Annotated in this window: 23 protein-coding genes and 1 pseudogene; 4 read left to right on the top strand and 20 right to left on the bottom strand. The window is 55.4% G+C overall.

Annotated elements, in window-relative coordinates; genetic code table 11:
- The first annotated feature begins 27 nt into the window (after positions 1 to 27).
- Positions 28 to 1,728 carry a cellulose biosynthesis regulator diguanylate cyclase DgcQ gene (gene dgcQ, locus O1723_RS08010; protein WP_014884405.1) on the top strand — a complete coding sequence of 567 codons (1,701 nt, stop codon included), beginning with the start codon at positions 28 to 30 and terminating at the stop codon, positions 1,726 to 1,728.
- On the opposite strand, the gene O1723_RS08015 is transcribed toward dgcQ, so the two are convergent.
- Both O1723_RS08015 and yodD read right to left on the bottom strand, forming a co-directional pair.
- Positions 1,713 to 2,513: a mannosyl-3-phosphoglycerate phosphatase-related protein gene (locus O1723_RS08015; RefSeq protein ID WP_014884404.1), complete on the bottom strand. Its 801-nt coding sequence runs from the start codon at positions 2,511 to 2,513 to the stop codon at positions 1,713 to 1,715. The genes dgcQ and O1723_RS08015 overlap by 16 nt on opposite strands.
- 301 nt (positions 2,514 to 2,814) lie before the next feature.
- Positions 2,815 to 3,042 carry a YodD family peroxide/acid resistance protein gene (gene yodD / locus O1723_RS08020; RefSeq protein ID WP_014884403.1) on the bottom strand — a complete coding sequence of 76 codons (228 nt, stop codon included), beginning with the start codon at positions 3,040 to 3,042 and terminating at the stop codon, positions 2,815 to 2,817.
- 129 nt (positions 3,043 to 3,171) lie between these two features.
- On the opposite strand from yodD, the gene dsrB reads away from it, so the two are divergent.
- Positions 3,172 to 3,360: a protein DsrB gene (dsrB, locus tag O1723_RS08025; RefSeq protein WP_013097741.1), complete on the top strand. Its 189-nt coding sequence runs from the start codon at positions 3,172 to 3,174 to the stop codon at positions 3,358 to 3,360.
- Between the two features lie 102 nt (positions 3,361 to 3,462).
- On the opposite strand, the gene rcsA is transcribed toward dsrB, so the two are convergent.
- From rcsA to fliF, 14 genes and pseudogenes are all read right to left on the bottom strand, one after another.
- Positions 3,463 to 4,086, bottom strand: a complete 624-nt coding sequence (rcsA, locus tag O1723_RS08030) for a transcriptional regulator RcsA (protein ID WP_008500313.1) — start codon at positions 4,084 to 4,086, stop codon at positions 3,463 to 3,465.
- Positions 4,087 to 4,364: 278 nt separating this feature from the next.
- A pseudogene (fliR, locus tag O1723_RS08035) lies at positions 4,365 to 5,166 on the bottom strand (flagellar biosynthetic protein FliR).
- A gap of 7 nt (positions 5,167 to 5,173) precedes the next feature.
- Complete coding sequence (gene fliQ / locus O1723_RS08040) at positions 5,174 to 5,443, bottom strand: flagellar biosynthesis protein FliQ (RefSeq protein WP_008500315.1); 270 nt, start codon at positions 5,441 to 5,443, stop codon at positions 5,174 to 5,176.
- A gap of 9 nt (positions 5,444 to 5,452) precedes the next feature.
- The gene (fliP, locus tag O1723_RS08045) at positions 5,453 to 6,190 is read right to left on the bottom strand and encodes a flagellar type III secretion system pore protein FliP (RefSeq protein ID WP_014884401.1); all 738 of its coding nucleotides are present in this window, start codon (positions 6,188 to 6,190) and stop codon (positions 5,453 to 5,455) included.
- A complete protein-coding gene (gene fliO, locus O1723_RS08050) occupies positions 6,190 to 6,564 on the bottom strand; it encodes a flagellar biosynthetic protein FliO (protein ID WP_014884400.1) in 375 nt (124 codons plus the stop codon). Before fliO ends, fliP begins: the two co-directional genes overlap by 1 nt.
- Positions 6,565 to 6,566: 2 nt before the next feature.
- Positions 6,567 to 6,980 (bottom strand): flagellar motor switch protein FliN, encoded by a 414-nt coding sequence (gene fliN, locus O1723_RS08055; RefSeq protein WP_014884399.1) that lies wholly within the window; start codon positions 6,978 to 6,980, stop codon positions 6,567 to 6,569.
- Positions 6,977 to 7,981, bottom strand: coding sequence for a flagellar motor switch protein FliM (fliM, locus tag O1723_RS08060; protein WP_014884398.1), 1,005 nt, complete (start codon positions 7,979 to 7,981; stop codon positions 6,977 to 6,979). The genes fliN and fliM overlap by 4 nt, the downstream gene beginning before the upstream one ends.
- Before the next feature lie 4 nt (positions 7,982 to 7,985).
- Positions 7,986 to 8,456 carry a flagellar basal body-associated protein FliL gene (gene fliL / locus O1723_RS08065; RefSeq protein WP_014884397.1) on the bottom strand — a complete coding sequence of 157 codons (471 nt, stop codon included), beginning with the start codon at positions 8,454 to 8,456 and terminating at the stop codon, positions 7,986 to 7,988.
- A gap of 106 nt (positions 8,457 to 8,562) precedes the next feature.
- On the bottom strand, positions 8,563 to 9,792 hold the full coding sequence (gene fliK, locus O1723_RS08070; protein ID WP_023337481.1) for a flagellar hook length control protein FliK: 1,230 nt from the start codon (positions 9,790 to 9,792) through the stop codon (positions 8,563 to 8,565).
- Complete coding sequence (gene fliJ, locus O1723_RS08075) at positions 9,789 to 10,232, bottom strand: flagellar export protein FliJ (protein WP_014884395.1); 444 nt, start codon at positions 10,230 to 10,232, stop codon at positions 9,789 to 9,791. The genes fliK and fliJ overlap by 4 nt, the downstream gene beginning before the upstream one ends.
- A gap of 21 nt (positions 10,233 to 10,253) precedes the next feature.
- Positions 10,254 to 11,624, bottom strand: coding sequence for a flagellar protein export ATPase FliI (fliI, locus tag O1723_RS08080; RefSeq protein WP_014884394.1), 1,371 nt, complete (start codon positions 11,622 to 11,624; stop codon positions 10,254 to 10,256).
- On the bottom strand, positions 11,624 to 12,331 hold the full coding sequence (gene fliH, locus O1723_RS08085; protein ID WP_023330813.1) for a flagellar assembly protein FliH: 708 nt from the start codon (positions 12,329 to 12,331) through the stop codon (positions 11,624 to 11,626). The genes fliI and fliH overlap by 1 nt, the downstream gene beginning before the upstream one ends.
- Positions 12,324 to 13,322 carry a flagellar motor switch protein FliG gene (gene fliG / locus O1723_RS08090; protein WP_008500327.1) on the bottom strand — a complete coding sequence of 333 codons (999 nt, stop codon included), beginning with the start codon at positions 13,320 to 13,322 and terminating at the stop codon, positions 12,324 to 12,326. Before fliG ends, fliH begins: the two co-directional genes overlap by 8 nt.
- Positions 13,315 to 14,994, bottom strand: a complete 1,680-nt coding sequence (fliF, locus tag O1723_RS08095) for a flagellar basal-body MS-ring/collar protein FliF (RefSeq protein ID WP_023330812.1) — start codon at positions 14,992 to 14,994, stop codon at positions 13,315 to 13,317. The genes fliG and fliF overlap by 8 nt, the downstream gene beginning before the upstream one ends.
- Positions 14,995 to 15,222: 228 nt before the next feature.
- Here fliF and fliE point away from each other — a divergent pair, with 228 nt between their 5' ends.
- Complete coding sequence (fliE, locus tag O1723_RS08100; RefSeq protein ID WP_014884391.1) at positions 15,223 to 15,537, top strand: flagellar hook-basal body complex protein FliE; 315 nt, start codon at positions 15,223 to 15,225, stop codon at positions 15,535 to 15,537.
- A 72-nt stretch (positions 15,538 to 15,609) separates the two neighbouring features.
- Positions 15,610 to 16,023 carry a lipoprotein YedD gene (gene yedD, locus O1723_RS08105; RefSeq protein ID WP_023337480.1) on the top strand — a complete coding sequence of 138 codons (414 nt, stop codon included), beginning with the start codon at positions 15,610 to 15,612 and terminating at the stop codon, positions 16,021 to 16,023.
- 93 nt (positions 16,024 to 16,116) lie between these two features.
- Here yedD and amyA read toward each other — a convergent pair whose 3' ends face one another.
- The 4 genes from amyA to fliD all read right to left on the bottom strand — a co-directional run bounded on the left by amyA (position 16,117) and on the right by fliD (position 19,926).
- A complete protein-coding gene (gene amyA / locus O1723_RS08110) occupies positions 16,117 to 17,604 on the bottom strand; it encodes an alpha-amylase (protein ID WP_023337479.1) in 1,488 nt (495 codons plus the stop codon).
- Between the two features lie 97 nt (positions 17,605 to 17,701).
- Positions 17,702 to 18,073, bottom strand: coding sequence for a flagella biosynthesis regulatory protein FliT (fliT, locus tag O1723_RS08115; protein WP_014884388.1), 372 nt, complete (start codon positions 18,071 to 18,073; stop codon positions 17,702 to 17,704).
- Positions 18,073 to 18,483: a flagellar export chaperone FliS gene (gene fliS, locus O1723_RS08120; RefSeq protein WP_023337478.1), complete on the bottom strand. Its 411-nt coding sequence runs from the start codon at positions 18,481 to 18,483 to the stop codon at positions 18,073 to 18,075. The genes fliT and fliS overlap by 1 nt, the downstream gene beginning before the upstream one ends.
- 30 nt (positions 18,484 to 18,513) lie before the next feature.
- On the bottom strand, positions 18,514 to 19,926 hold the full coding sequence (fliD, locus tag O1723_RS08125; protein WP_023337477.1) for a flagellar filament capping protein FliD: 1,413 nt from the start codon (positions 19,924 to 19,926) through the stop codon (positions 18,514 to 18,516).
- Positions 19,927 to 19,969 lie beyond the last annotated feature (43 nt).

The raw sequence follows: 19,969 nt of genomic DNA on the forward strand, positions 1-19,969 counted from the left end.
GTGTAAGGCAGTAATCAGGGAGTGTGTGTGCAGCGCGATACCTTTGTTGTAAAACAATCTTTTCTGCAATGGCTGCATAAGCGTAGCAATCCGGGGTTAATCGTTAATCTCTGTTTTCTTGTCGTCCTTGTCTTTTCCACCCTCCTGACCTGGCGTGAGGTAGTGGTCCTGGAAGAGGCGTATATCTCCAGCCAGCGTAACCATCTCGAAACGGTCGCCACGTCGCTGGACCGTCAGCTGCAGTACAGCGTGGACAAAATGCTGTTTTTTCGCACCAGCATGCATGATGCCTTACTGACCCCCCTGGGGTTTGATGTCCTGCACGATGCGGTGTCTCGTTTTAGCGCTGTGCGGACGGATGAAACCTGGCAGCTGGCCGTTGATAAAAAACGCACCCTTCCCCTGAACGGCGTGTCAGATGCCTTCGTTGCAAAGTCCACGCTCCTTAACCGTGATAGTGAGCGTATCAGTAATGAGATTTCTGCCGCGCTGGAAGTGGGGTATTTACTGCGCCTGGCCTCGTCGGGTGTGCAAAGTGAAGAGCGGATAATCTACGTTTCCCGCGCGGGGTTTTATCTTTCGACAGACACGCCTGACATGGCTGACGATATCAGCGCCCGCTATTACTTTCTGGTGACTCAACCCTGGTTTACCTTACACTCAGAACGCCACAATCGCGCGCGCGCGGTGCGCTGGTTTATTTCGGCGCCGTCGCCCTGGAGCAATGGGGAGCGCACGATAACGGCGAGCGTGCCCATCTATTTTGAGCATTACTGGTATGGCGTGGTAGCGATGGATTTCTCCATACACACCATGAAACGCCTGCTGACTGAGGCGACGCAGGACCGGACGGAGGGCGAGTATCAACTGTATGACACGCGTCTGAACATGATTGCCACGTCAGAAGTGGACGGCAGTCAGGTGAACCGCTTTGACGAGGTTGAAACGGCGCAAATTGCTCACGCGATTGAGCACGACACCCGAGGCGGTATTCGCCTTGGAAGCCGTTTTATTAGCTGGGAGCGACTCGATCATTTTGACGGGGTGATCTTACGCGTTCATACGTTGCACGAAGGCGTACAGGGTGACTTTGGCAGTATCAGTATTGTGCTGGCCCTGCTGTGGGCGCTCTTTACCGCCATGCTGCTTGTTTCATGGCTGGTCATCCGCAGGATGGTCAGCAATATGTACACCCTCCAGCACTCCCTGCAGTGGCAGGCCTGGCACGATCCCCTCACGCGTCTGAATAACCGCGGCGCGCTGTTTGAGCGCGCAAAAGTGATTGCGGAGAACTGTCGACAACAGGGGCAGCCGTTTACGGTGATACAGATCGATCTTGACCATTTCAAATGCATTAATGACCAGTATGGGCATCAGGCGGGTGACAAAGTGCTGTCCCATGCCGCAGGGTTGATTGCCAGCGTGCTGCGCAAAAATGACGTTGCCGGGCGCGTGGGCGGGGAAGAGTTTTGCGTCGTCCTGCCGGGGAGCAGCCTGGAAGAGGGGAGAAGGGTCGCGGAGCGCATCCGGTCACGCATCAATAGCAGGGAGATCCTGGTGAAAAAGAGCACGACTGTACGCATCAGCGCCTCCCTGGGCGTCGCCAGCGCGCAGGAAAAAGAGAACTATGTTTTTGAACAGCTGCAGTCTGCCGCGGACGACAGGCTGTATCAGGCCAAGCAGAGCGGGCGTAACCGGGTGTGCTGGAGCGATCAGGAGAAAAAGTGATCCATCCCTTCCCGCCAGCCTAAGGGACCGCTCTGCTGCGTGTGATAAGCCCGTTCAGGGCTATCATTCTGTAGCGTAATGCCCTGGCGGTTTATGCTTTTAATCACCACGGCGAAGTCGACGCTGTCCAGCAGCGGCGCATCGTTTGGGCCATCCCCCAGCCCCAGGGTGGTGGGGATAATATCTTCCTGCTCGCGGTACTGCGCAATCAGCCAGTTAACCGCCACGTCTTTACCGCAGCGTGCATCCAGAATGTGCCAGAAACGAGCCCCCTGCAGACATTTCAGACCCTTTTGCGCCAGCGCCTCTTCAAAGCGGGCCATTGCCTCGTCGGTGTCACGCCAGATGAGCGTGACAGAGGCGTCGTGTTTGCGTGCAAGCGCCGCACGGTAGCGCGTCAGCCCGGTCCATTCGCTGATGACGCGTTCGTTCACGTCATCAAACGTGACGAATTTAAAGCCTGCCTGCTGGCGGATTTGCTCAATAAGCGGATGAATTTCCCGATGCGTCATCCCTGTGATCTGGCGCTGCCCCCTCTCCCAGCGCACATCAGGCTGAATGACCGCGCCGTTCTCAGCAATAAAAGGTAACCCCTCCAGGCCCAGATCCTGTTGGATATCCAGCATCTCTGCGGCACTCTTGCTGCTGCACAGAATCACCGGCACCTGATAATCCTGCAGTTTGTCCAGCCATGGCATCGCGGGTTGCCACTCGTAGGTATGAATGTCCAGAAGCGATCCATCCAGATCGGAAAAAACCAGCAGGGGACCCTGAAGTGAAAGCATGATGACTCCTGAAAGCGCACGCGCCTCTACCTAAGAATATTCTTAAAAAAATACTGAAGGGAAAACCGTCTTTATAAGACGCGATTCAGCCAAAGCCGCATTCACCGTGCGTTATTGCTCATAACAAAAATGATTATGTTAAAAATATTATATTCGCCGTAAGAATATATGCTTGTCAGACAAAATCGTTGGGGATAGTGTGGTTTGTACATCAGATTTCCTGGTGTAACGAATTTTCAAGTGCTTCTTGCATAAGCAAGTTTTGATCCCGGCCATCCCCATGACCGGGATTTTTTTCGCGCTATCGATTGGCTTCAGACACGCTAAAGTCGTGTATATCAAGCTCGAAGGCCTCCGCCAGTTCGCGGTAGGTATGGTAATCCCTCCCGTTCACCATCACCCTCTCGGAATCATCCTCTGCGCGACGTACTTCGGATTCACTGATCTCATTGATGGCGGCCAGCAGGGCATCGACATCCACTTCGACTTCGCGCTTGATGGTGTCGCTATACGCTTTGTTGGTCTTCATTACGGGGTACCTCATATAAACGTGTCCACGGTTAAGTATAGACCGCACACAAAAACGGCATTCGCATCCGTCAGCGATGTCAGCGCATGCGTTTTGTTCTACACTGGCTCAAAACCAGAGGAGGAATGTATGAAGGTCAACGATCGGGTTACCGTTAAAACGGACGGTGGGCCGCGCCGCCCGGGGGTGGTACTGGCAATTGAAGAGTTCAGTGAGGGGACAATGTACCTGGTATCACTGGAAGACTACCCGCTCGGCATCTGGTTTTTTAATGAACTGGGGCATCCGGACGGCATTTTTGTCGAAAAAGCGGAGTAACACAGCGTCGGGTGGCATTGCGGTTGCCCGACAACGCCCACATAAGCAAAAATCTCTGGCCTGGCCAGAGATCAAAGGTAGGGTGCAAAGGGGTTTAAGCCACTAACGCATGTTGACGAAAATCCCGTTCGTCACATTATCGGTCAAACGTACCACGTGATAGATCACTTGCTTATTATGCGTTTTAATTTTCCTTTTAATATTTCCTTTATGTGATGAAACGGTTTTTGCTTTAATATTCATCTGGTCAGAGATCTGAATAGTTCCTTGTCCTGCCATCCACATTCGCAGCATACTTGATTCAGTCCTGCTTAATGATAGGGTGGGTAAGTTAACCGCTCCTACATTTTTAACTTCTTTATTCAAATAATCACCCAGAATGTCATCCAGCGACTCGGGCTTAATCGACTTAGAACTGATCAATAAATTTTTACGGACCAACAAATACTCATCGAAATGGATATTCGCGATCGCCATAAAAACAATAAACAGAGTTTTTGGATGCTGATTAATGATTTGCTTAATGTGCTGACTGTTGGCTGGATCGTGAATGAAACAGTCCTCATTAATAAACACCACGCCTGGTTTTAGTTCGTCACAAGCGGCTGCGAGTTCGTCAACGGTGTGTGCATCGTTGATGTCTCTCTTTCTTACCCCTCTGCTTGCCAGGTACCCGGTTAACCCTAGCCGGGTGTAGCTGCATAAATCCATAATGATCGTTGACATGGCATACCCTCACTCAATGCGTAACGATAATTCACCATCTGCCTGAGAGCTCAAAACAGCCATACGGGATGGAAAAAAATAATAAACCTGTGAGCATGACAAAGACTTTCAGGCGGACTCACTATCCCGTAAAGTTACGTATAATTTGCCAGGAATCTTCTTAAAGTAAAGTAAATATTAAGTATTGTGAGGTGGTTAGAAACAATTAAACCCCGTCAGATATATCCTGGAAGATGTTTTTCATGTTTTATTTTAGGAATATCCTCAGAAAGACAATATCAATCGTGAGGACTATTATTTACGTGGCAGCTCGCTGACAATATCTGCTAACAGATTGAATATCTCGCCGAATAAGTGTTCACAGAAGGGGGCGATAAGTGGCATCAGTAATGACATTAATAAAATTCCGACCGTCAACGTCAGCGGAAAACCGATCACAAAGATGGAGAGCTGCGGTGCCATGCGGTTCAACAGACCTAATGCCAGGTTGACGGTCAGGAGCAGGGTGATAATCGGCAACGCCAGCATCAGGCCATTGAGGAAGATCAGCCCCGCCGCGCGGGTGAGCGCGAGAAAGGCATTGCTGTTGACCGGGTTTTCACCAATCGGCAGCGTATGAAAAGTATCCACCAGCATGGAGATAAGCCACAGATGACCGTTAAACGACAGGAACAGCAGCATGGCGAGCAGATCGATAATGCGTGCCAGCACCGGCATGTTGAGGTGGCTGCCGGGGTCAACAAACGTGGCGAACGATAAGCCCATCTGCAGGCCAATCAGCTCCCCGGCCGTGCGAACGGCGGCAAAGGCGAGCTGCATGGTAAAGCCTACGGCAACGCCAATCATCACCTGCTGTAATGCCACCCACACCGCATTCGCCGAGAAGATCGGAATATCCACCGGGGGAAGGGAAGGGGCGACGATGATGGTGATGATAATGCCCAGCCCCACTTTGACACGCTTTGGGATCGATTTCTCGCTGAAAATCGGGGCGGTGGTGATCAGCGCCAGAATGCGCAGCATCGGCCAGAAATAGACGCCGAGCCACTGAACCCACTGGTCGCTGGTGAAGTGCAGCATCGTCAGGTCAGCCGATGATGTACGGCAGATTGGTAAACAGGTTGCGCATATAGTCCAGCAACAGGTTCAGCATCCACGGTCCGGCCACGATAATCGCCACAAATACGGCGATGATTTTCGGAATGAAGGACAGCGTCATTTCGTTAATCTGCGTGGCGGCCTGCAGAATACTGATAATCAGACCGGTAACCAGCGCGACAAGCAGCAGGGGAGCGGCAACGGCAATGGCGATTTTCATCGCTTCCGTGCCCATCATCATGACCGATTCGGGTGTCATTGCCGTTCCTTAACTGTAGAAACTCTGCGCCAGCGAACTGACCAGCAGCTGCCAGCCATCGACCAGTACAAAGAGCATGATCTTAAAGGGCAGGGCAATGGTTGCGGGCGGCACCATCATCATCCCGAGCGCCATCAGGACGCTGGCGATCACCAGGTCGATAATCAGGAACGGAATAAAGATGGTAAAGCCAATCTGAAACGCCGTTTTCAGCTCGCTGGTGACGTAGGCAGGCAGCAGAACGCGCATGGGTACCGCTTCCGGCCCCTGCAATTCGCCGGTATTGGACAAGCGGACAAAGAGTGCCAGATCCGCTTCGCGCGTCTGGCGCAGCATAAATTCCCGCAGCGGCTGTGCGCCTTTATCCAGCGCCTCCTGCATGGAGATTTTATCTTCGCTGAACGGCTGGTACGCGTCGGTATAAATCTTATCGATGACCGGCGACATAATGAAAAAGGTCAAAAACAGCGCCAGCCCCAGCAGCACCTGGTTTGGCGGCGCGGAAGGGGTACCGAGCGCGTTTCGCAGCAGACCAAAGACGATAATGATGCGGGTGAAGCTGGTCATCATCAGCAGGATGGCCGGGATAAAGGTCAGCGAGGTGATGAATACCAGCGTCTGCACCGGGAGCGACCAGCTCTGACCGCCACCGGCAATGGGCGTTGAGACCAGACCGGGCAGTTGCGCATAAACCGCGGGAGCAAACAGGCCAATGCCCGCAAGCGTAAGGGATAACAAACGGCGCATCAGGATCTCCCGGAACGCTTAAGCAAACTCTTCATGACGGACTGAAAATCCGCAGGGGCTTGTGCGCGCTCCTCCACCGTGACAGGGGCGGGCGGCAGTTTATGTAATACGTTGATGTTCGAGGCGGTGACACCCAAAACCAGACGCGCATCGTCCACCTCGACGATAACCACGCGTTCACGCGGCCCCAGCGTGGTGCTGGCGCTCACCTTCAGGCCGCGGGTGCCGGCGGTTTTACCCGCCAGACCAAAACGCTTCGCCAGCCAGGCGGCGATAAGAATAAAGGCAATAATACCGAACAACGCCCCGCTCACCTGGAGCAGCGGGGAACCGGGAACGGCAGACGGTTGCGATAGTGTTGCCTGGGTTTTCATACTTATCGGCTCAGACGACGCATACGTTCAGACGGGGTGATGATGTCCGTGATACGCACGCCGTATTTATCGGCAACCACCACTACTTCACCCTGGGCAATCAGATAACCGTTGATCAGAATATCCAGCGGCTCACCCGCCAGACCGTCAAGGGCCACGACGGAACCCTGCGTCAGGCGCAGCAGCTCTTTAATGGTCATCCGGGTGCGTCCCAGTTCAACGGTCAGCTTGACCGGGATGTCCATAATCAGGTCGATATCCTGCAGCGTGCCGCTGACGTCACCGCCGCCGAGTTGCTGGAATACCGCATCCGCTGCGCTTTTCGTTGGGGTCGCTTTTTGTTCGTTTAACGCGTCAGCCCACAGATCGTCCAGTGCTCCGCTGTTTTCATCGGACGGATTGTTCATGTCACTCATTTGGGCTGTTCCTCATTCAGCGAATTCAAAATCGGGTTGATCAAGTGCTCAACGCGTAACGCATACTGACCGTTAATCGTGCCGTACTGGCTTGTCAGCACGGGGACACCATCCACATGGGCAATAATGCGGTCGGGTTTGTCTATCGGCAAAACGTCGCCGGGTTGTAATTTCAGGATCTGGGATAACCGCATTGAGATGTCGGCAAAGTTAGCCACCAGCTCAAGCTGTGAGTGCTGGACCTGGCGAACCAGGTTTTCACGCCAGTTCTGATCTTCGTTGCGTGAGTTTTCCAGCGGCGGGTTAACCAGCAGCTCGCGCAGCGGTTCAATCATGCTGAACGGCAGACAGATATTGAACTCGCCGGTCAGGTTACCGATCTCAACGTGGAACGGCGTGTTGACGACGATATCGTTCGGGGAGGTGGTGATATTGGTAAACTTCACCTGCATCTCGGAACGAACGTATTCCACTTCCAGCGGGTTAATCGCTTTCCACGCGTCGCTGTAGGACTCCAGCGCCAGCTTCAGCATGCGGTTGATGACGCGCTGTTCGGTGTGGGTGAATTCACGACCTTCTACTTTGGTCGGGAAACGCCCGTCGCCGCCGAACAGGTTATCCACCGCAATGAACACCAGGCTTGGCGAAAACACGACCAGACCGGTGCCGCGCAGCGGCTTGAGATGAATCAGGTTAAGGTTGGTTGGCACCGGCAGGTTGCGGGCAAACTCGTGATACGGCTGAATGCGGATCGCACCGACCGTGATATCCGGGCTACGACGCAACAGGTTGAACAGCCCCATACGGAACTGACGTGCAAAACGTTCGTTAATGATCTCCAGCGCCTGCAGACGTTCACGAACTACGCGGCGCTGGGTATTCGGATCATAGGGACGAATATTGTCGTCACCCGTTAGGCCCGGTTGCGGATCATCGTTTTTATCGCTGTCGCCGTTGAGCAGCGCATCGATTTCTGCCTGAGAAAGAATACTGTCGCCCATGTCGTTACCGCAGAATGAAGGCTGTATACAGAACGTCAGTGACTTCCTGCTTAGGTTGGCCGTTTACCAGCGGAGTGGCCAGCGTCTCTTTGATGGCGTCGACCAGCTTTTGCTTACCCACGTCGGTGGCCAGCGCGGAGGCGTCCTGACGAGAGAACAGCAGAAGAAGACGGCTACGCACTTCCGGAAGATAATCATTCAGGCGCGCGCGGGTGGCTTCATCCTTCAGGCGCAGCGTAATACCGACATACAGCACACGATCCGCATCACCGAGGTTAACGGTGAAGGTGTCCAGAGGGAAAAAGACCGGCGCCGGCGGCGGTGCGGGTTCGGCTTTGGCGGCAGCGGTTGAAGGTTCCTGCTGCATACGCCAGTAACTATAGCCCGCGGTAGCGCAGGCGGCGAGCGTGATCAACACCAGCAGCGGGATCCAGATGGAACGCTTACTTTTTTTGGTGATAGCGGAGTCTGTCATCTGATACGAGCTTCCTGTTTCGGTACAGCTTAATAAGGTGATTATCCCGTGTCCTGCCGTCGTCAAAGCGTGGAAAAGACGGGGATAATCACGCTACCTCTGGCGTTTAGGCGAAGATGTCTACGGCGCTGTTACCGCGCGCCGCGGATTGCAGGGCGGCAGGGGTGGGCAGTAGCTCCTCGCTCTCTTCATTAAATCCGCCGTTGTGACCGGAACGTGAAGCCTGATGCTGCTGCGATGAGGATTGCTGTTGCCCGGCAAAGCTTTCGCTGCTGACGCTGCTCTGAGAGAGCTGAATACCGTTCTCTGCCAGTGACGTCCGCAGGACAGGCAGTGCCGCTTCCAGCGCCGCGCGCACGTGGCTGTGTGCCGAGACCATCTGCAGCTGCGCCTGGTTATCATCCAGTTTAAGCGAGATTTGCACCTGGCCCAGATCTTCCGGGTGCAGGCGCAGCTCCGCAGTCTGTTGCCCCTGCTTAGTGAACAGCGTGATGTGCTGGCTCAGGGACTGCTGCCATTCGTGAGTACCCAGCGGCTGGCTTAACACCGGCGCGGTGGCAACGGTGGCGGCAGGCTGGCTGGTGGCATGACTGGACATGATCGGCGCCAGGGTAGCCGTGGGTGAGGATGATGAAGAGGAACTGGCGAATTCCTGCTTCTCTGCCGCAGCGGCCACGACCGGAGTGACTGGCGCATTGGCGGAGAGATCCGGGCCGTTGTTTTTCGCCTGACTCTGATAAGGTGCGGAAAGCTGCGCTTTATCGTGGTCTCCCGCTGCCGCGTTCAGGGGGGAGTGGCCCGCTGCGTTTGGCGAAAGCGTCGCTGAACTCAATGTTGAGGTTGCGGAAACGCCGTTACTGCCCGCCGCGTGAGGCGTGCTGGTCTGCTGGTGCGGCAGCATTGCCATCAGCGCGCTTAATCCGGCCAGCTCTTCTTCGCTCAGTTCGCTTTTGCTGTCATCCTTGCTGTTGGCCGCATTGAGCGTTTTCAGGGCATCGCCCTTTGACAGCGGCACCAGCCCGGAAATCAGGGTTTCAGGCGTGGCAAGCTGCGCCGTTTCATCGCCACTCAGGGCTGGCTGACGCGCGAGCAGGTCGGCAATTTTGGCCTGCAGCGCGGTATCGCCTTTGGCGTCCTGAGCGACTTTTGACAGCTTACTGCCAGCGGCTTTCAGGTCAGCCAGGGTCAGCGGCGCATCTTTGCCCTTGCCCGTCGCGTCCGTCAGGGCACCCGTCAGCAGGGAGAGAAAGTCTTGCGCACCGTCGGTGCCTTTCCCTGTTTGCATCCCGCCCGACAGGTCGCTGTCGCTCATCAGCAGTTGTTGCAGTGTGATCATTCCGGTTTCCTCATTGATGCGCGCTGGGCAAACTCATCCATTTTTTTCTGATCCAGACGGTTTTCCGCCAGGGTCGCGGCTGCGATCTGCCGGTCCTGTAAGGTTTGCCAGGCCTGCAGCCGCTGTTTTTTCTCACGCCAGAAATTCAGCGCGGTATCGACTTTTTGGGTCCACTGGTTAAGCTGCTGGCGGTGCTGCTCTATCGCCTTCTCCAGCGTCTGGATAAACTGCTGATAGTTAATCCACCGCTGGCTTCCAATGCCCTGGGTCATATCGGTATTGAGGTTGGTGCGATACTCATGCTGATAGTCGATTAACATCTTCAACTGTTCTTCAGCCTGCTGGCACCCGCGTCGCATTGCGCCAAGCTGCAATGCGGCATCATCAACTTCTTTTTCAGCCAGATCTTTCAGCGTTGATAACGCGCTGTTTTGCGCCATGACCTTCGCCCTCCACCTGTGTTACACCTGCGGGAAAATCAGTTCCAGAGCCTGGATTGAATCTTCCCAGTCGGCACGTTCAAAAATGCCCTGTTGTAAAAACGCCTCCAGCTGCGGCCACAGGCTAATCGCTTTGTCGAGCATAGGATCGCTGCCTTTGGCATACGCCCCCACGCTGACCAGATCGCGGTTGCGCTGGAAGCTGGAGAGGAGTTGTTTAAAGTTACGCACGCGGGCGTAATGCTTCTCGGTGATCAGCGCCGTCATTGCGCGGCTGATGGATGCTTCAATATCAATCGCCGGGTAGTGTCCGGCTTCAGCCAGACGACGCGATAACACAATATGACCGTCGAGAATGGCGCGCGCGGAGTCGGCAATCGGGTCCTGCTGGTCATCGCCTTCGGTCAGTACCGTATAAAATGCAGTGATGGAGCCACCGCCGCTGATGCCGTTCCCTGCGCGTTCAACCAGCGCAGGAAGTTTGGCAAAGACCGAAGGCGGGTAGCCTTTGGTGGCCGGTGGCTCACCGATAGCCAGCGCAATTTCACGCTGCGCCATCGCGTAGCGGGTGAGGGAGTCCATGATCAGCAGCACGTGCTTGCCGCGGTCGCGGAAATCTTCGGCAATACGGGTGGCGTAGGCGGCACCCTGCATACGCAGCAGGGGGGACACATCCGCCGGGGCGGCGATTACCACTGAACGGGCCCGGCCTTCCGCACCCAGAATGTTTTCGATGAAATCTTTGACTTCACGGCCACGCTCACCAATCAGCCCAACGACGATCACGTCGGCCTGGGTATAACGCGCCATCATGCCGAGCAGGACCGATTTACCCACGCCGGAGCCGGCGAACAGACCCATACGTTGTCCGCGTCCTACCGTGAGCAGGGCGTTAATCGGCCGTACGCCGGTATCCAGCACATGCTCGATAGGGGTACGCTGCAGGGGGTTAAATGGCTGGGTGATCAACGCCCCGGTTTCGGTGGTGTCCGGCGCGGGCAGGCCATCCAGCGGTTTCCCGCTGCCGTCGAGCACGCGGCCGAGCAGGGCCGGGCCAAGCGGCAGCTGTTTCCCGCTTTGCAGGCCGTCGCCGCTGATGTTTTTCGCGTAGACGCGGGCGCCGGGGAGAATACCTTCCACCTCTTCAAGCGGCATCAGGAACAGTCGCTGACCGTTAAACCCAACCACTTCGCTTTCGACTTCACGCGTTTCCTGACCATCCTGACGCTCAATCACACAGGTTGCGCCCAGCGGAAGCTGCAGGCCGGTGGCTTCCAGTACCAGACCGGTCGCGCGCGTCAGTCGTCCATAACGACGAACGGAGGGCAGTTGCGCCATCTTCGTCTCAAAGTTGTCGAGCGTGTTGAGCCAGCGGGTGAGGCGTGCGGTCATCAGACGACTCCCGGAGCCGCCAGACGGCACAGTTCCTGCCAGCGAGTGGCGACGCTGGCATCCAGGTCACCTTCGTCGGCAGAGACTTTGCAGCCGCCGTGGTGTAAAGACGGATCGCCGCGCAGACGCCAGCCGTGCAGGCTGAGGGTTGCCCCCAGGCTCTCTTCAACGCGCTGCAGATCGTCCGGGTGAACGCGCAGCTGCGGTTTGCCGCTGAACAGCGGCTCTTGCTGCAAAAGCCCCTGAATCTGTTTGATCAGCGCCGTGTTATCCACCACAGGCGTCTGGCCAATGACCTGACGCGCAGCTTCCAGCGCCATCTGCATCAGACGGGACGCAATCACGCTGTCCAGCGCGTCCAGCGTGTGCTGGAACTCGCTGACCAGCTGCTGCATGCGGGCGTGGATCGGCGCCTGCTGCTGACGCGCCTGGTCGATACCGTGCTCTAATCCTTTCGCCAGACCTTCCTGATAGCCCAGATCGTGACCTTTCTGGCGGCCTTCATTCAGACCGGCAGTGTAGCCCTGCTCATGCGCCTGCATTTGCAGCTGCGCCAGCATCTGCGCTTGCTTCTCCTCCTCGCTCAGCTCGGGCTGCCCGACGTCGACGTCAGGCTCAGCGGGTGAGACCTTCGCGGGCGTGAATTCAGAAAGGGGAGGGGCCAGATCGTCTGGCGTCCAGCGCTTCCACGACAGCTCATTAGACATAGGTGTCGTCTCCGCTGCCAATCACCATCTCGCCGGTTTCCGCCAGACGACGAACGATAAGCAGGATGGCTTTCTGTTCGTTCTCCACCTGAGACAGACGAACCGGACCGCGGTTGGCAAGGTCGTCGCGCAGGATATCCGCCGCACGCTGAGACATGTTGCGCAGGAACTTCTCGCGCAGCGGCTGTTCGGCACCTTTGAGGGCGATAAGCAGCGATTCGGAGTCCACTTCCTGGAGCAGGCGCTGGATGCTGCGATCGTCCACTTCGACCAGGTTTTCGAACAGGAACATCTCGTCGATAATTTTCTGTGCCAGCTCGCCGTCGAATTCGCGAACCGCGGTAATAACCGCTTCTTCCTGCTGCGTTTTCATCAGGTTGATGATTTCCGCCGCCGTTCTCACGCCGCCCATTTTGCTGCGCTTGAGGTTCTGACCGTCGAGCAGGTTGTTCAGTACTTCGGTCAGCTCCGCCAGCGCGGCCGGCTGGACGCCACCGAAGGTTGCGATACGCAGCATCACATCGTGACGCAGACGCTCTTCGAACAGGGCCAGAATATCGGCTGCCTGACCCCGTTTGAGGTGGACAAGGATGGTGGCGATAATCTGCGGGTGCTCGTCGCGAATAAGGTCGGCGGCACTCTGCGGCTCCATAAAGTTAAGCGTTTCGATCCCGCTGGCGGTATCGCGCGTTTCCAGAATGTCTTCCAGCAGGCTGGCGGCACGCTCTTCGCCCAGCGCCTTGACCAGGACGGAGCGCAGGTAGTCGTTGGCGTTGACGTTGAGCGCGGCAAACTGTTCGGCTTCCTGCTCAAATTCCGACAGCACTTCGGTCAGCTGTTTATTGGAGATCTGACGCACGTTGGCCATGGCCGCACTGAGGATTTGCACTTCCCGCTGGGAGAGGTGCTTAAACACCTCTGCCGCGCGGTCTTCGCCAATGGTCATCAGCAGGATGACGCTTTTATCGGTGCCTGTAAGCGTATTACTCATGTTCGTTACCCATCCACTGGCGGATGACCAGCGCCACGACGCGCGGATCGTTATCTGACATTTCGCGAATGCGCTGGCTCATCACTTCGGCGCCCATGCGCTGGTTAGCCCGACGCTGCTGCATCTGCTCATCTTTGCTGAGGCGAACTTCAACCGCTTCTTCCGTTTCCTGACGCGTAGACATCTGTTCGCGAGCGGCTTTTTCTGCTTCAGCACGACGCTGGAGCTGTGGACGAACGCCCTTACGCCACAGCAGCCACGCGACAATCAGCACCAGCAGCCAGCGTCCTGCGGACATCAGCTGGTCGATAAACGCCTGCTGTTGCCAGAACGGCAGTTCACCGCCGGTCTCTTCAACCGCGTTGAACGGCGAGTTCACCACGTTAAGGGTGTCGCCACGCTTCTCGGAGTAGCCCATCGCTTCGCGGGTCAGGTTTTCAATCTGCTTCATCTGCTCGGCGGTTAACGGCAACGGTTTGCCATCCGCCAGCGTTTTGTAGTTCACCACCACTGCAACAGAGAGACGCTGAATATCGCCCACGTTGAGTTTAGTGTGGCGGATCGTCCGATCCACTTCGTAGTTCGTGGTTTCGTTACGGCTACTGGTGCGTGGACCGGCGTTACTGGTCGTTGAGGTGGTCTGCTGATTATTTTGCTGACCGTTCTGCTGATTGGCCGGCGGCGTGGAAATCGGTGCCGCGTTTGCCGGAGCCGGCTGGTTAGAGAGCGCACCCGGCACGCCGCCAGGGTAGGCGCCGCCCACCTGTTCGCTGGAGTTGATCTGACGCGAGCGCATCACCGCCTGAGCCGGATCGCCGTTCGGGCTGTATTGCTCTTCGGTTTGTTCTTTATTAGAGAAGTCAATCTGCGCGGTCACCTGCGCATGCACGTTGCTGTTACCGACAACCGGGCCGAGGATCGCTTCAATGCGACGCTGGAGACGGTTTTCTACGTCTGCGGCATATTTCAGCTGCGCGTCGTTCAGGTCACGCCCGGCGGTATTGGATTGGGTCAGCAGGTGTCCGCTTTGATCGACCACCGTCACGTTACCCGGTGGCAGACCGGCGACGGCGCTGGAGACGAGATGCGTCACCGCGCTGATTTGCCCTTCGTCCAGCGCGCGGCCAGGTTCGAGGTTCACGGTCACGGAAGCTGAAGGGGATTTCTGTTCACGAACAAATAAAGAAGGCTTAGGCATCGCCAGATGCACACGGGCACTCTTCACCGGGCCTAACGTTTCAATGGTGCGGGCCAGCTCACCTTCCAGCGCACGCTGGTAGTTCACCTGCTCGCTGAACTGGCTGATACCGAACTTTTCCTGATCCAGCAGTTCAAAACCGACCGCACCGCCCTTCGGCAGGCCCTGCTGAGCCAGACGCAGACGCAGCTCGTGGACCTTATCAGCAGGCACCTCAAGGGCACCGCCGTTATCGGCAAAGCGATAAGGGATGTTCATCTGGGTAAGCTGGGTGACGATGGCACCGCCATCCTGATCGGAAAGGTTGCTATAGAGCGTGCGGTAATCAGGGCTTTTTGCCCATAAAACCATCGCTACAAGGATGGCAATAGCGGCAGCGCCTGCCACGATCAACGGGATTTTAGGATTCGCGCGAAGGCGGTTCATCCACTCGAGTGATTTATTTTGCGGCGCTGTCGATGCAGTTGCACTCATTGCGCACCTCTTAAATCCTGGTGGTTTACGTTATTCGTGTAGAGAAACAAAACTGACTCCCGGGTCGGCAAACACGACAAAAGTTCCATATTGATGGCCCTGCCATTATTTGATGATTCCGGATTTTCTATGCGTCAAATAACCTGGTTTTTTCACGCTATTTACCGCCATTATCTTATTGACAAGCTGTTAGTCTTGACCGCGTAAAAAACCATCCAGGGGAGAGTCATGGCTATACAGGGCATTGAAGGGGTAATCAGTCAGTTGCAGGCAACGGCGATGACGGCCCGTAATCAGAATGTGGCAGAACAACAGCCGACCATCAGCTTTGCGGGGCAACTGCATGCCGCTCTTGACCGTATCAGCGATACCCAGACCGCGGCGCGTACCCAGGCGGAGAAATTCACCCTCGGTGAGCCGGGCGTGGCGCTGAATGATGTGATGGCCGATTTGCAGAAAGCCACGGTTTCCCTCCAGATGGGGATTCAGGTGCGAAATAAACTGGTGTCGGCGTATCAGGAAGTGATGGGCATGCAGGTTTAAGCCCTTTATCTTCGCTGGCAGCCGCAGCGCTTTAATGCCACAATATTTTTTTCTTCGAAAGCAGGAAAGATGATGAAAAAAAAAGCAATTGCTGGCGCGCTGCTGGCACTGACCGGGTGCGTACAGGTCGATAACTATCAGGATGTGATCAAGCATCCTGTCCCGGCGCATATGGCGGGATACTGGCAGTCAAAAGGACCGCAGAGTAGCCTGGTCAGTCCTGAAGCGATTGCCACGCTGGTGGTGACCGAAGAGGGCGATACGCTGGACTGCCGCCAGTGGCAGCGCGTGATTGCCGTGCCGGGTAAAATCATGCTGCGTTCAGACAGCTACTACAACGTTACCCGCAAGCTGGATATCTATCCGCTGGAGCGTGATGGCGCGACGCTTGAGTATGACGGGATGGAGCTGCAGAAGGTTGACCGCCCAACGGTGGAATGTACTGATTACCTGAGCAAAAACCCGCTGGAGAGTAAACTACCGTAGCCGTTTGTTGCCGGGTGGCGGCTTCGCCTGGCCCGGCCTACAAAAGTACCGTCCCGTAAGCCGGGTAAGCGTCAGCGCCACCCGGCATTGTTTCTACAGCGCATCTTCTATTACCCAAACGCTGACACTCCCTCCATTACAGGTAAAGGTGCCTTCGCCATCTGCCGCGGTAGTGACCGTTTCTTCGCGATTGCCGAGGAAATCACGCCACGTTTTGTCGCCGTAATTTTCCCCAAGACAAATCACTTTCTCGCCGTCGTCGCCGTTCGACATCACTACCACACAGCCGGGATCGTCTTCCGTACCGCTGCGGCTGAAGGCGATGCAGTTAGGATGGTCAAAAAACAGGGTCTGCACGCCGTGGGCAAAACGCTGCCGGGCGAGGATCAGTTCATGAAGCTGCTCAATGACCGGCATGTCGATGTGGTAGGTCTCGCCATCTCCACCCGTATCGTCATAGCTCGCCCCGAAGAGATCCGGATAAAACACGCTCGGCACGCCGTTTTCCCGCAGCAGGATCAACGCATACGCCAGCGGTTTAAACCAGGCTTCTACCGGTGCTTCCAGCGCCTGCAAAGGTTGGGTGTCGTGGTTAGCGACGAGAGTGACCGCATGGAACGGATCCGCCTCCACCAGCGTACCGGTGAAGATCTGGCTCATGTCATAATCCCGTCCCTGACGAGAAGCTTCGTGGAATTTCATCTGCAGGGGAGCATCAAAGAGCATGGTTTTACCGTCGACCTGGTCAATATAGGCCTGCAGCTTATCCACCTCATGGGACCAGTATTCCGCCACAATAAACAGCGGCTGGTCAGCGACGTCCTGGACGTGCTCAATCCACTCTTTATAAAACCAGGCGGGAATATGCTTGACGGCATCCAGACGAAAACCGTTGCAGCCCGTCTGTTCCATGACCCAGCGGGCCCAGTATTTGATCTCTTCGGTGACCGCGTGATTGCGAAAATCAATATTCTCGCCCATCAGATAATCGAAGTTACCCATCTCATCATCAACCTGATCGTTCCAGCCTTCGCCGGTGTAGTCGTTGACGATTTTAAAGATGCCGTCTTCATCCGGGTTTTCAATATGGTCCACGCCGCTGAAGCATTTGTAATCCCAGACGAATTGAGAATATTGCCCGGCACGGACAGGGAAGGTGTAGCGTGTCCAGGCTTCACACTCAATGATCTCATCATCAATTTGCGTGCGGTCCTGCTCGTTCACGCGCTGAACGCGGACAGGTTCTTTCTCGTCTGCCCCCATCTTGTGGTTCACCACGACGTCCAGCAGCACGGCGATATCATTGCTTTTCAGCGCCTCTATGGCCTCCAGCAGCTGCGCTTTGTCACCGTATTTCGTGGCGATACTGCCTTTCTGGTCAAATTCGCCGAGATCGAACAGATCGTATGAGTCATAGCCAACCGAATACCCGCCGGACGCACCTTTATACGCGGGGGGAAGCCAGATCATATTGATGCCGATTTCATTAAGATTAGGGGCTAACGCCGTGACTTCTCGCCACAATTCACCGCCAGCAGGGTAATACCAGTGAAAACATTGTAAAAGTGTTGGGTTGCGCATGCACCATCTCCATGAGGTCGCGAAACTCAAGTATGGCGCAGGTTTGGCAGAAATGCTGGCGTACGAAACGGTTAATGCTCGTACGCCAGTTAAATGGCTAACTGATATCGCTATTACTTTGCGGAACCAGGACATGGCCGCCTTGATTACCGTAGGTGGAGAGAACGGTTTTCTGGATGGAGGATTGCCCAACCAGCTTCGCCAGCTCATCCATTCTGGCTTGCAGCAATGTTTTTACCTGGCCTTCGTTGTCCAGGATCACCCGCAGCGTCGGGCGAAGCTGCTCCTGAATCTGCATCGAAGGTTCACTTTCCTGAGTGAGACGAGCCAGTGAGTGCACCGCATTAACATAGTCGGTTTCACAGATGATCAGATCATCCCATAGCCCCTGCCGGGCCAGTCGCAACATCAACTGGCTCTGCTCAAGGAGTTGCTGATAAAGGGTATAGAGCTGCGGTGCATTACTCATTAGAAGGCGTCCTGCATCAGTTGTGGGGTACCGGCAACCTCCTTCCACCCGTCAGCGATATTGCGCAGCAATGTTTCCACCTCTTCGATGGCGCTGGCGTCGTTATTCACATTGGCGTGCAGGAGGCGACGAACCATATAGGCATAAAGGGCGATCAGGTTTTGTGTGAGCTCATCACCATTACTTTCCACCAGGCCGACCTTCAGACCGTTCTCGATAATGTTGATCGCTTTCGAAATCGCGAGTCCCTTTGCCGGGATATTGCCGTCTTGCAGGAACAGACGCGCGCGAACCAGCGCGCTGAGGGCTCCATCAAATAGCATGATAACCAGCTGTTGCTGGCTGGCGCTCATCACCGCGCTTTCAACCTCTATTTTTGCGTAGGCTTGTGTACCTTTTGCGCCGTACATGTTATCCCCCTCGGGTCTGATTAGCGTTTACTACTTGTTGCTGGACGTATTTTCAAACTGCTGCGTCAGGTAGCTACTGGTGTTGTTCAATGAGGTCATCAGTACGTCCAGCTGGGTAAACTGAGCTTTATACTGTGCCACACGTGCATCAATACGATCGCTGACTGAGTTGTATTGATCCGTCAGCTTGTTCAGCGTTTTGCTGACCCCATCTTTTGCCGCCTGGATAATCCCTTTGCTGGAGAGCCAGTCAGTCAGATTGGTGGCCATGGTGGTGGTGATACCGGTGGCTTTACCGTCGCCCACAACCAGATCTTTTACGGCGGTTGGGTTATCAGTTAGCGCTTTTTTCAGCTTCGTGCTGTCCAGCTCCAGTTTTCCTGAGCTTGGGTCCGAGGTAATGCCCAGTGACGACAGCGTTTTATAAGTGGTACCGCCGACGGTGTTGCTCAGCATGGTTTTCAGCTGGGTCTGGATCGTACGCAGCGTGCTGTCACCGAGCAGGGCGCCGTTGCTGGCATCCTGTGCATCTGTACCTGCATCCACCGCCGTATATTTGGTTAATGTTGCAAAGCTGTCCTGAAGGGTGTTGTAGGCATCCACCCAGGCTTTCATTGCCGTTTCCGCTTTCGACGTATCTTTGGTGATCGTCAGCGTCTGGTTGCCTGTGGTGACATCGTTCAGGTTCAGGGTGATATCTTCCAGCGCATCGCTGATGGTATTGCTGCTGTTTTCGATATCTACGTTGTTCACCTTCAGCTTCGCGTTCTGCGCGGTGACGCTTTCCGTCATCCCGTTGCTGGCGTCGGTGCTGGTGCCGTTATAACCCATAAAGGATTGCAGAGCGCTGTCGCCGCTCACGCTGATGCTGACCGCGTTGTCCGCCCCGGTTTCGGTAGAGGTGATGGACAGACGATACTGACCATTACCGACGTTAATAATACTGGCGGTGACACCGGCATCCGCTTTGTTAATGGCATCACGAATGCCGTTCAGCGAGGAGTTGGCCGCGCTGATATCTACCGTCACCGGTTTTTTACCGTTGCCTGCGGTAAAGGTAATTTTGCTATCTGTCGTGGCGATAGCGGTTTTAGTATCCGCCTGGGTATTTTTGGTGGTCAGCGTTTGCGCCTGCGCCAGCTGCGACACGCTAATGGTGTATTTACCCGCAATCGCGCTGCCGGAGGTGGTGGCGCTGAATGCCGTGGTGCTGCTCGCCGTGCTGGTGGCCGTAAACAAGTCGGCTTTATTCAGCGCGGTGTTGGCGGTCTGAAACGCTTCCAGTGAACTCTTCAACGTGCCGTAAGCGCTCAGCTTGGCGGTATAAGATGACTGTTGTTTGGAAATCGGTGTTAGCTGCTCTTTTTCGGCCTTGGTCAGACTATCCAGAATGTCTGCTAACTGAAGACCCGAACCAATCCCCAATGATGAAATACTTGCCATATTTATTCCTTAATCTATCGACACGTAGAACGAATAGTGGGGT

The organism is Enterobacter cloacae complex sp. HYC080_NIDB (genome assembly GCF_056673325.1).

Excerpts from the sequence above, each read along its gene's own strand:
- fliN (WP_014884399.1), bottom strand. The coding sequence starts at position 6,980 with ATGAGTGACATGAACAATCCGTCCGATGAAAACAGCGGAGCACTGGAC.
- fliP (WP_014884401.1), bottom strand. The coding sequence starts at position 6,190 with ATGCGCCGTTTGTTATCCCTTACGCTTGCGGGCATTGGCCTGTTTGCT.
- fliG (WP_008500327.1), bottom strand. The coding sequence starts at position 13,322 with ATGAGTAATACGCTTACAGGCACCGATAAAAGCGTCATCCTGCTGATG.
- fliE (WP_014884391.1), top strand. The coding sequence starts at position 15,223 with ATGGCTATACAGGGCATTGAAGGGGTAATCAGTCAGTTGCAGGCAACG.
- fliL (WP_014884397.1), bottom strand. The coding sequence starts at position 8,456 with ATGACAGACTCCGCTATCACCAAAAAAAGTAAGCGTTCCATCTGGATC.
- amyA (WP_023337479.1), bottom strand. The coding sequence starts at position 17,604 with ATGCGCAACCCAACACTTTTACAATGTTTTCACTGGTATTACCCTGCT.
- fliJ (WP_014884395.1), bottom strand. The coding sequence starts at position 10,232 with ATGGCGCAAAACAGCGCGTTATCAACGCTGAAAGATCTGGCTGAAAAA.
- yodD (WP_014884403.1), bottom strand. The coding sequence starts at position 3,042 with ATGAAGACCAACAAAGCGTATAGCGACACCATCAAGCGCGAAGTCGAA.
- fliT (WP_014884388.1), bottom strand. The coding sequence starts at position 18,073 with ATGAGTAATGCACCGCAGCTCTATACCCTTTATCAGCAACTCCTTGAG.
- fliS (WP_023337478.1), bottom strand. The coding sequence starts at position 18,483 with ATGTACGGCGCAAAAGGTACACAAGCCTACGCAAAAATAGAGGTTGAA.
- rcsA (WP_008500313.1), bottom strand. The coding sequence starts at position 4,086 with ATGTCAACGATCATTATGGATTTATGCAGCTACACCCGGCTAGGGTTA.
- fliO (WP_014884400.1), bottom strand. The coding sequence starts at position 6,564 with ATGAAAACCCAGGCAACACTATCGCAACCGTCTGCCGTTCCCGGTTCC.
- fliF (WP_023330812.1), bottom strand. The coding sequence starts at position 14,994 with ATGAGTGCAACTGCATCGACAGCGCCGCAAAATAAATCACTCGAGTGG.
- fliH (WP_023330813.1), bottom strand. The coding sequence starts at position 12,331 with ATGTCTAATGAGCTGTCGTGGAAGCGCTGGACGCCAGACGATCTGGCC.
- fliQ (WP_008500315.1), bottom strand. The coding sequence starts at position 5,443 with ATGACACCCGAATCGGTCATGATGATGGGCACGGAAGCGATGAAAATC.
- fliK (WP_023337481.1), bottom strand. The coding sequence starts at position 9,792 with ATGATCACACTGCAACAACTGCTGATGAGCGACAGCGACCTGTCGGGC.
- O1723_RS08015 (WP_014884404.1), bottom strand. The coding sequence starts at position 2,513 with ATGCTTTCACTTCAGGGTCCCCTGCTGGTTTTTTCCGATCTGGATGGA.
- dsrB (WP_013097741.1), top strand. The coding sequence starts at position 3,172 with ATGAAGGTCAACGATCGGGTTACCGTTAAAACGGACGGTGGGCCGCGC.
- fliI (WP_014884394.1), bottom strand. The coding sequence starts at position 11,624 with ATGACCGCACGCCTCACCCGCTGGCTCAACACGCTCGACAACTTTGAG.
- fliD (WP_023337477.1), bottom strand. The coding sequence starts at position 19,926 with ATGGCAAGTATTTCATCATTGGGGATTGGTTCGGGTCTTCAGTTAGCA.
- yedD (WP_023337480.1), top strand. The coding sequence starts at position 15,610 with ATGAAAAAAAAAGCAATTGCTGGCGCGCTGCTGGCACTGACCGGGTGC.
- fliM (WP_014884398.1), bottom strand. The coding sequence starts at position 7,981 with ATGGGCGACAGTATTCTTTCTCAGGCAGAAATCGATGCGCTGCTCAAC.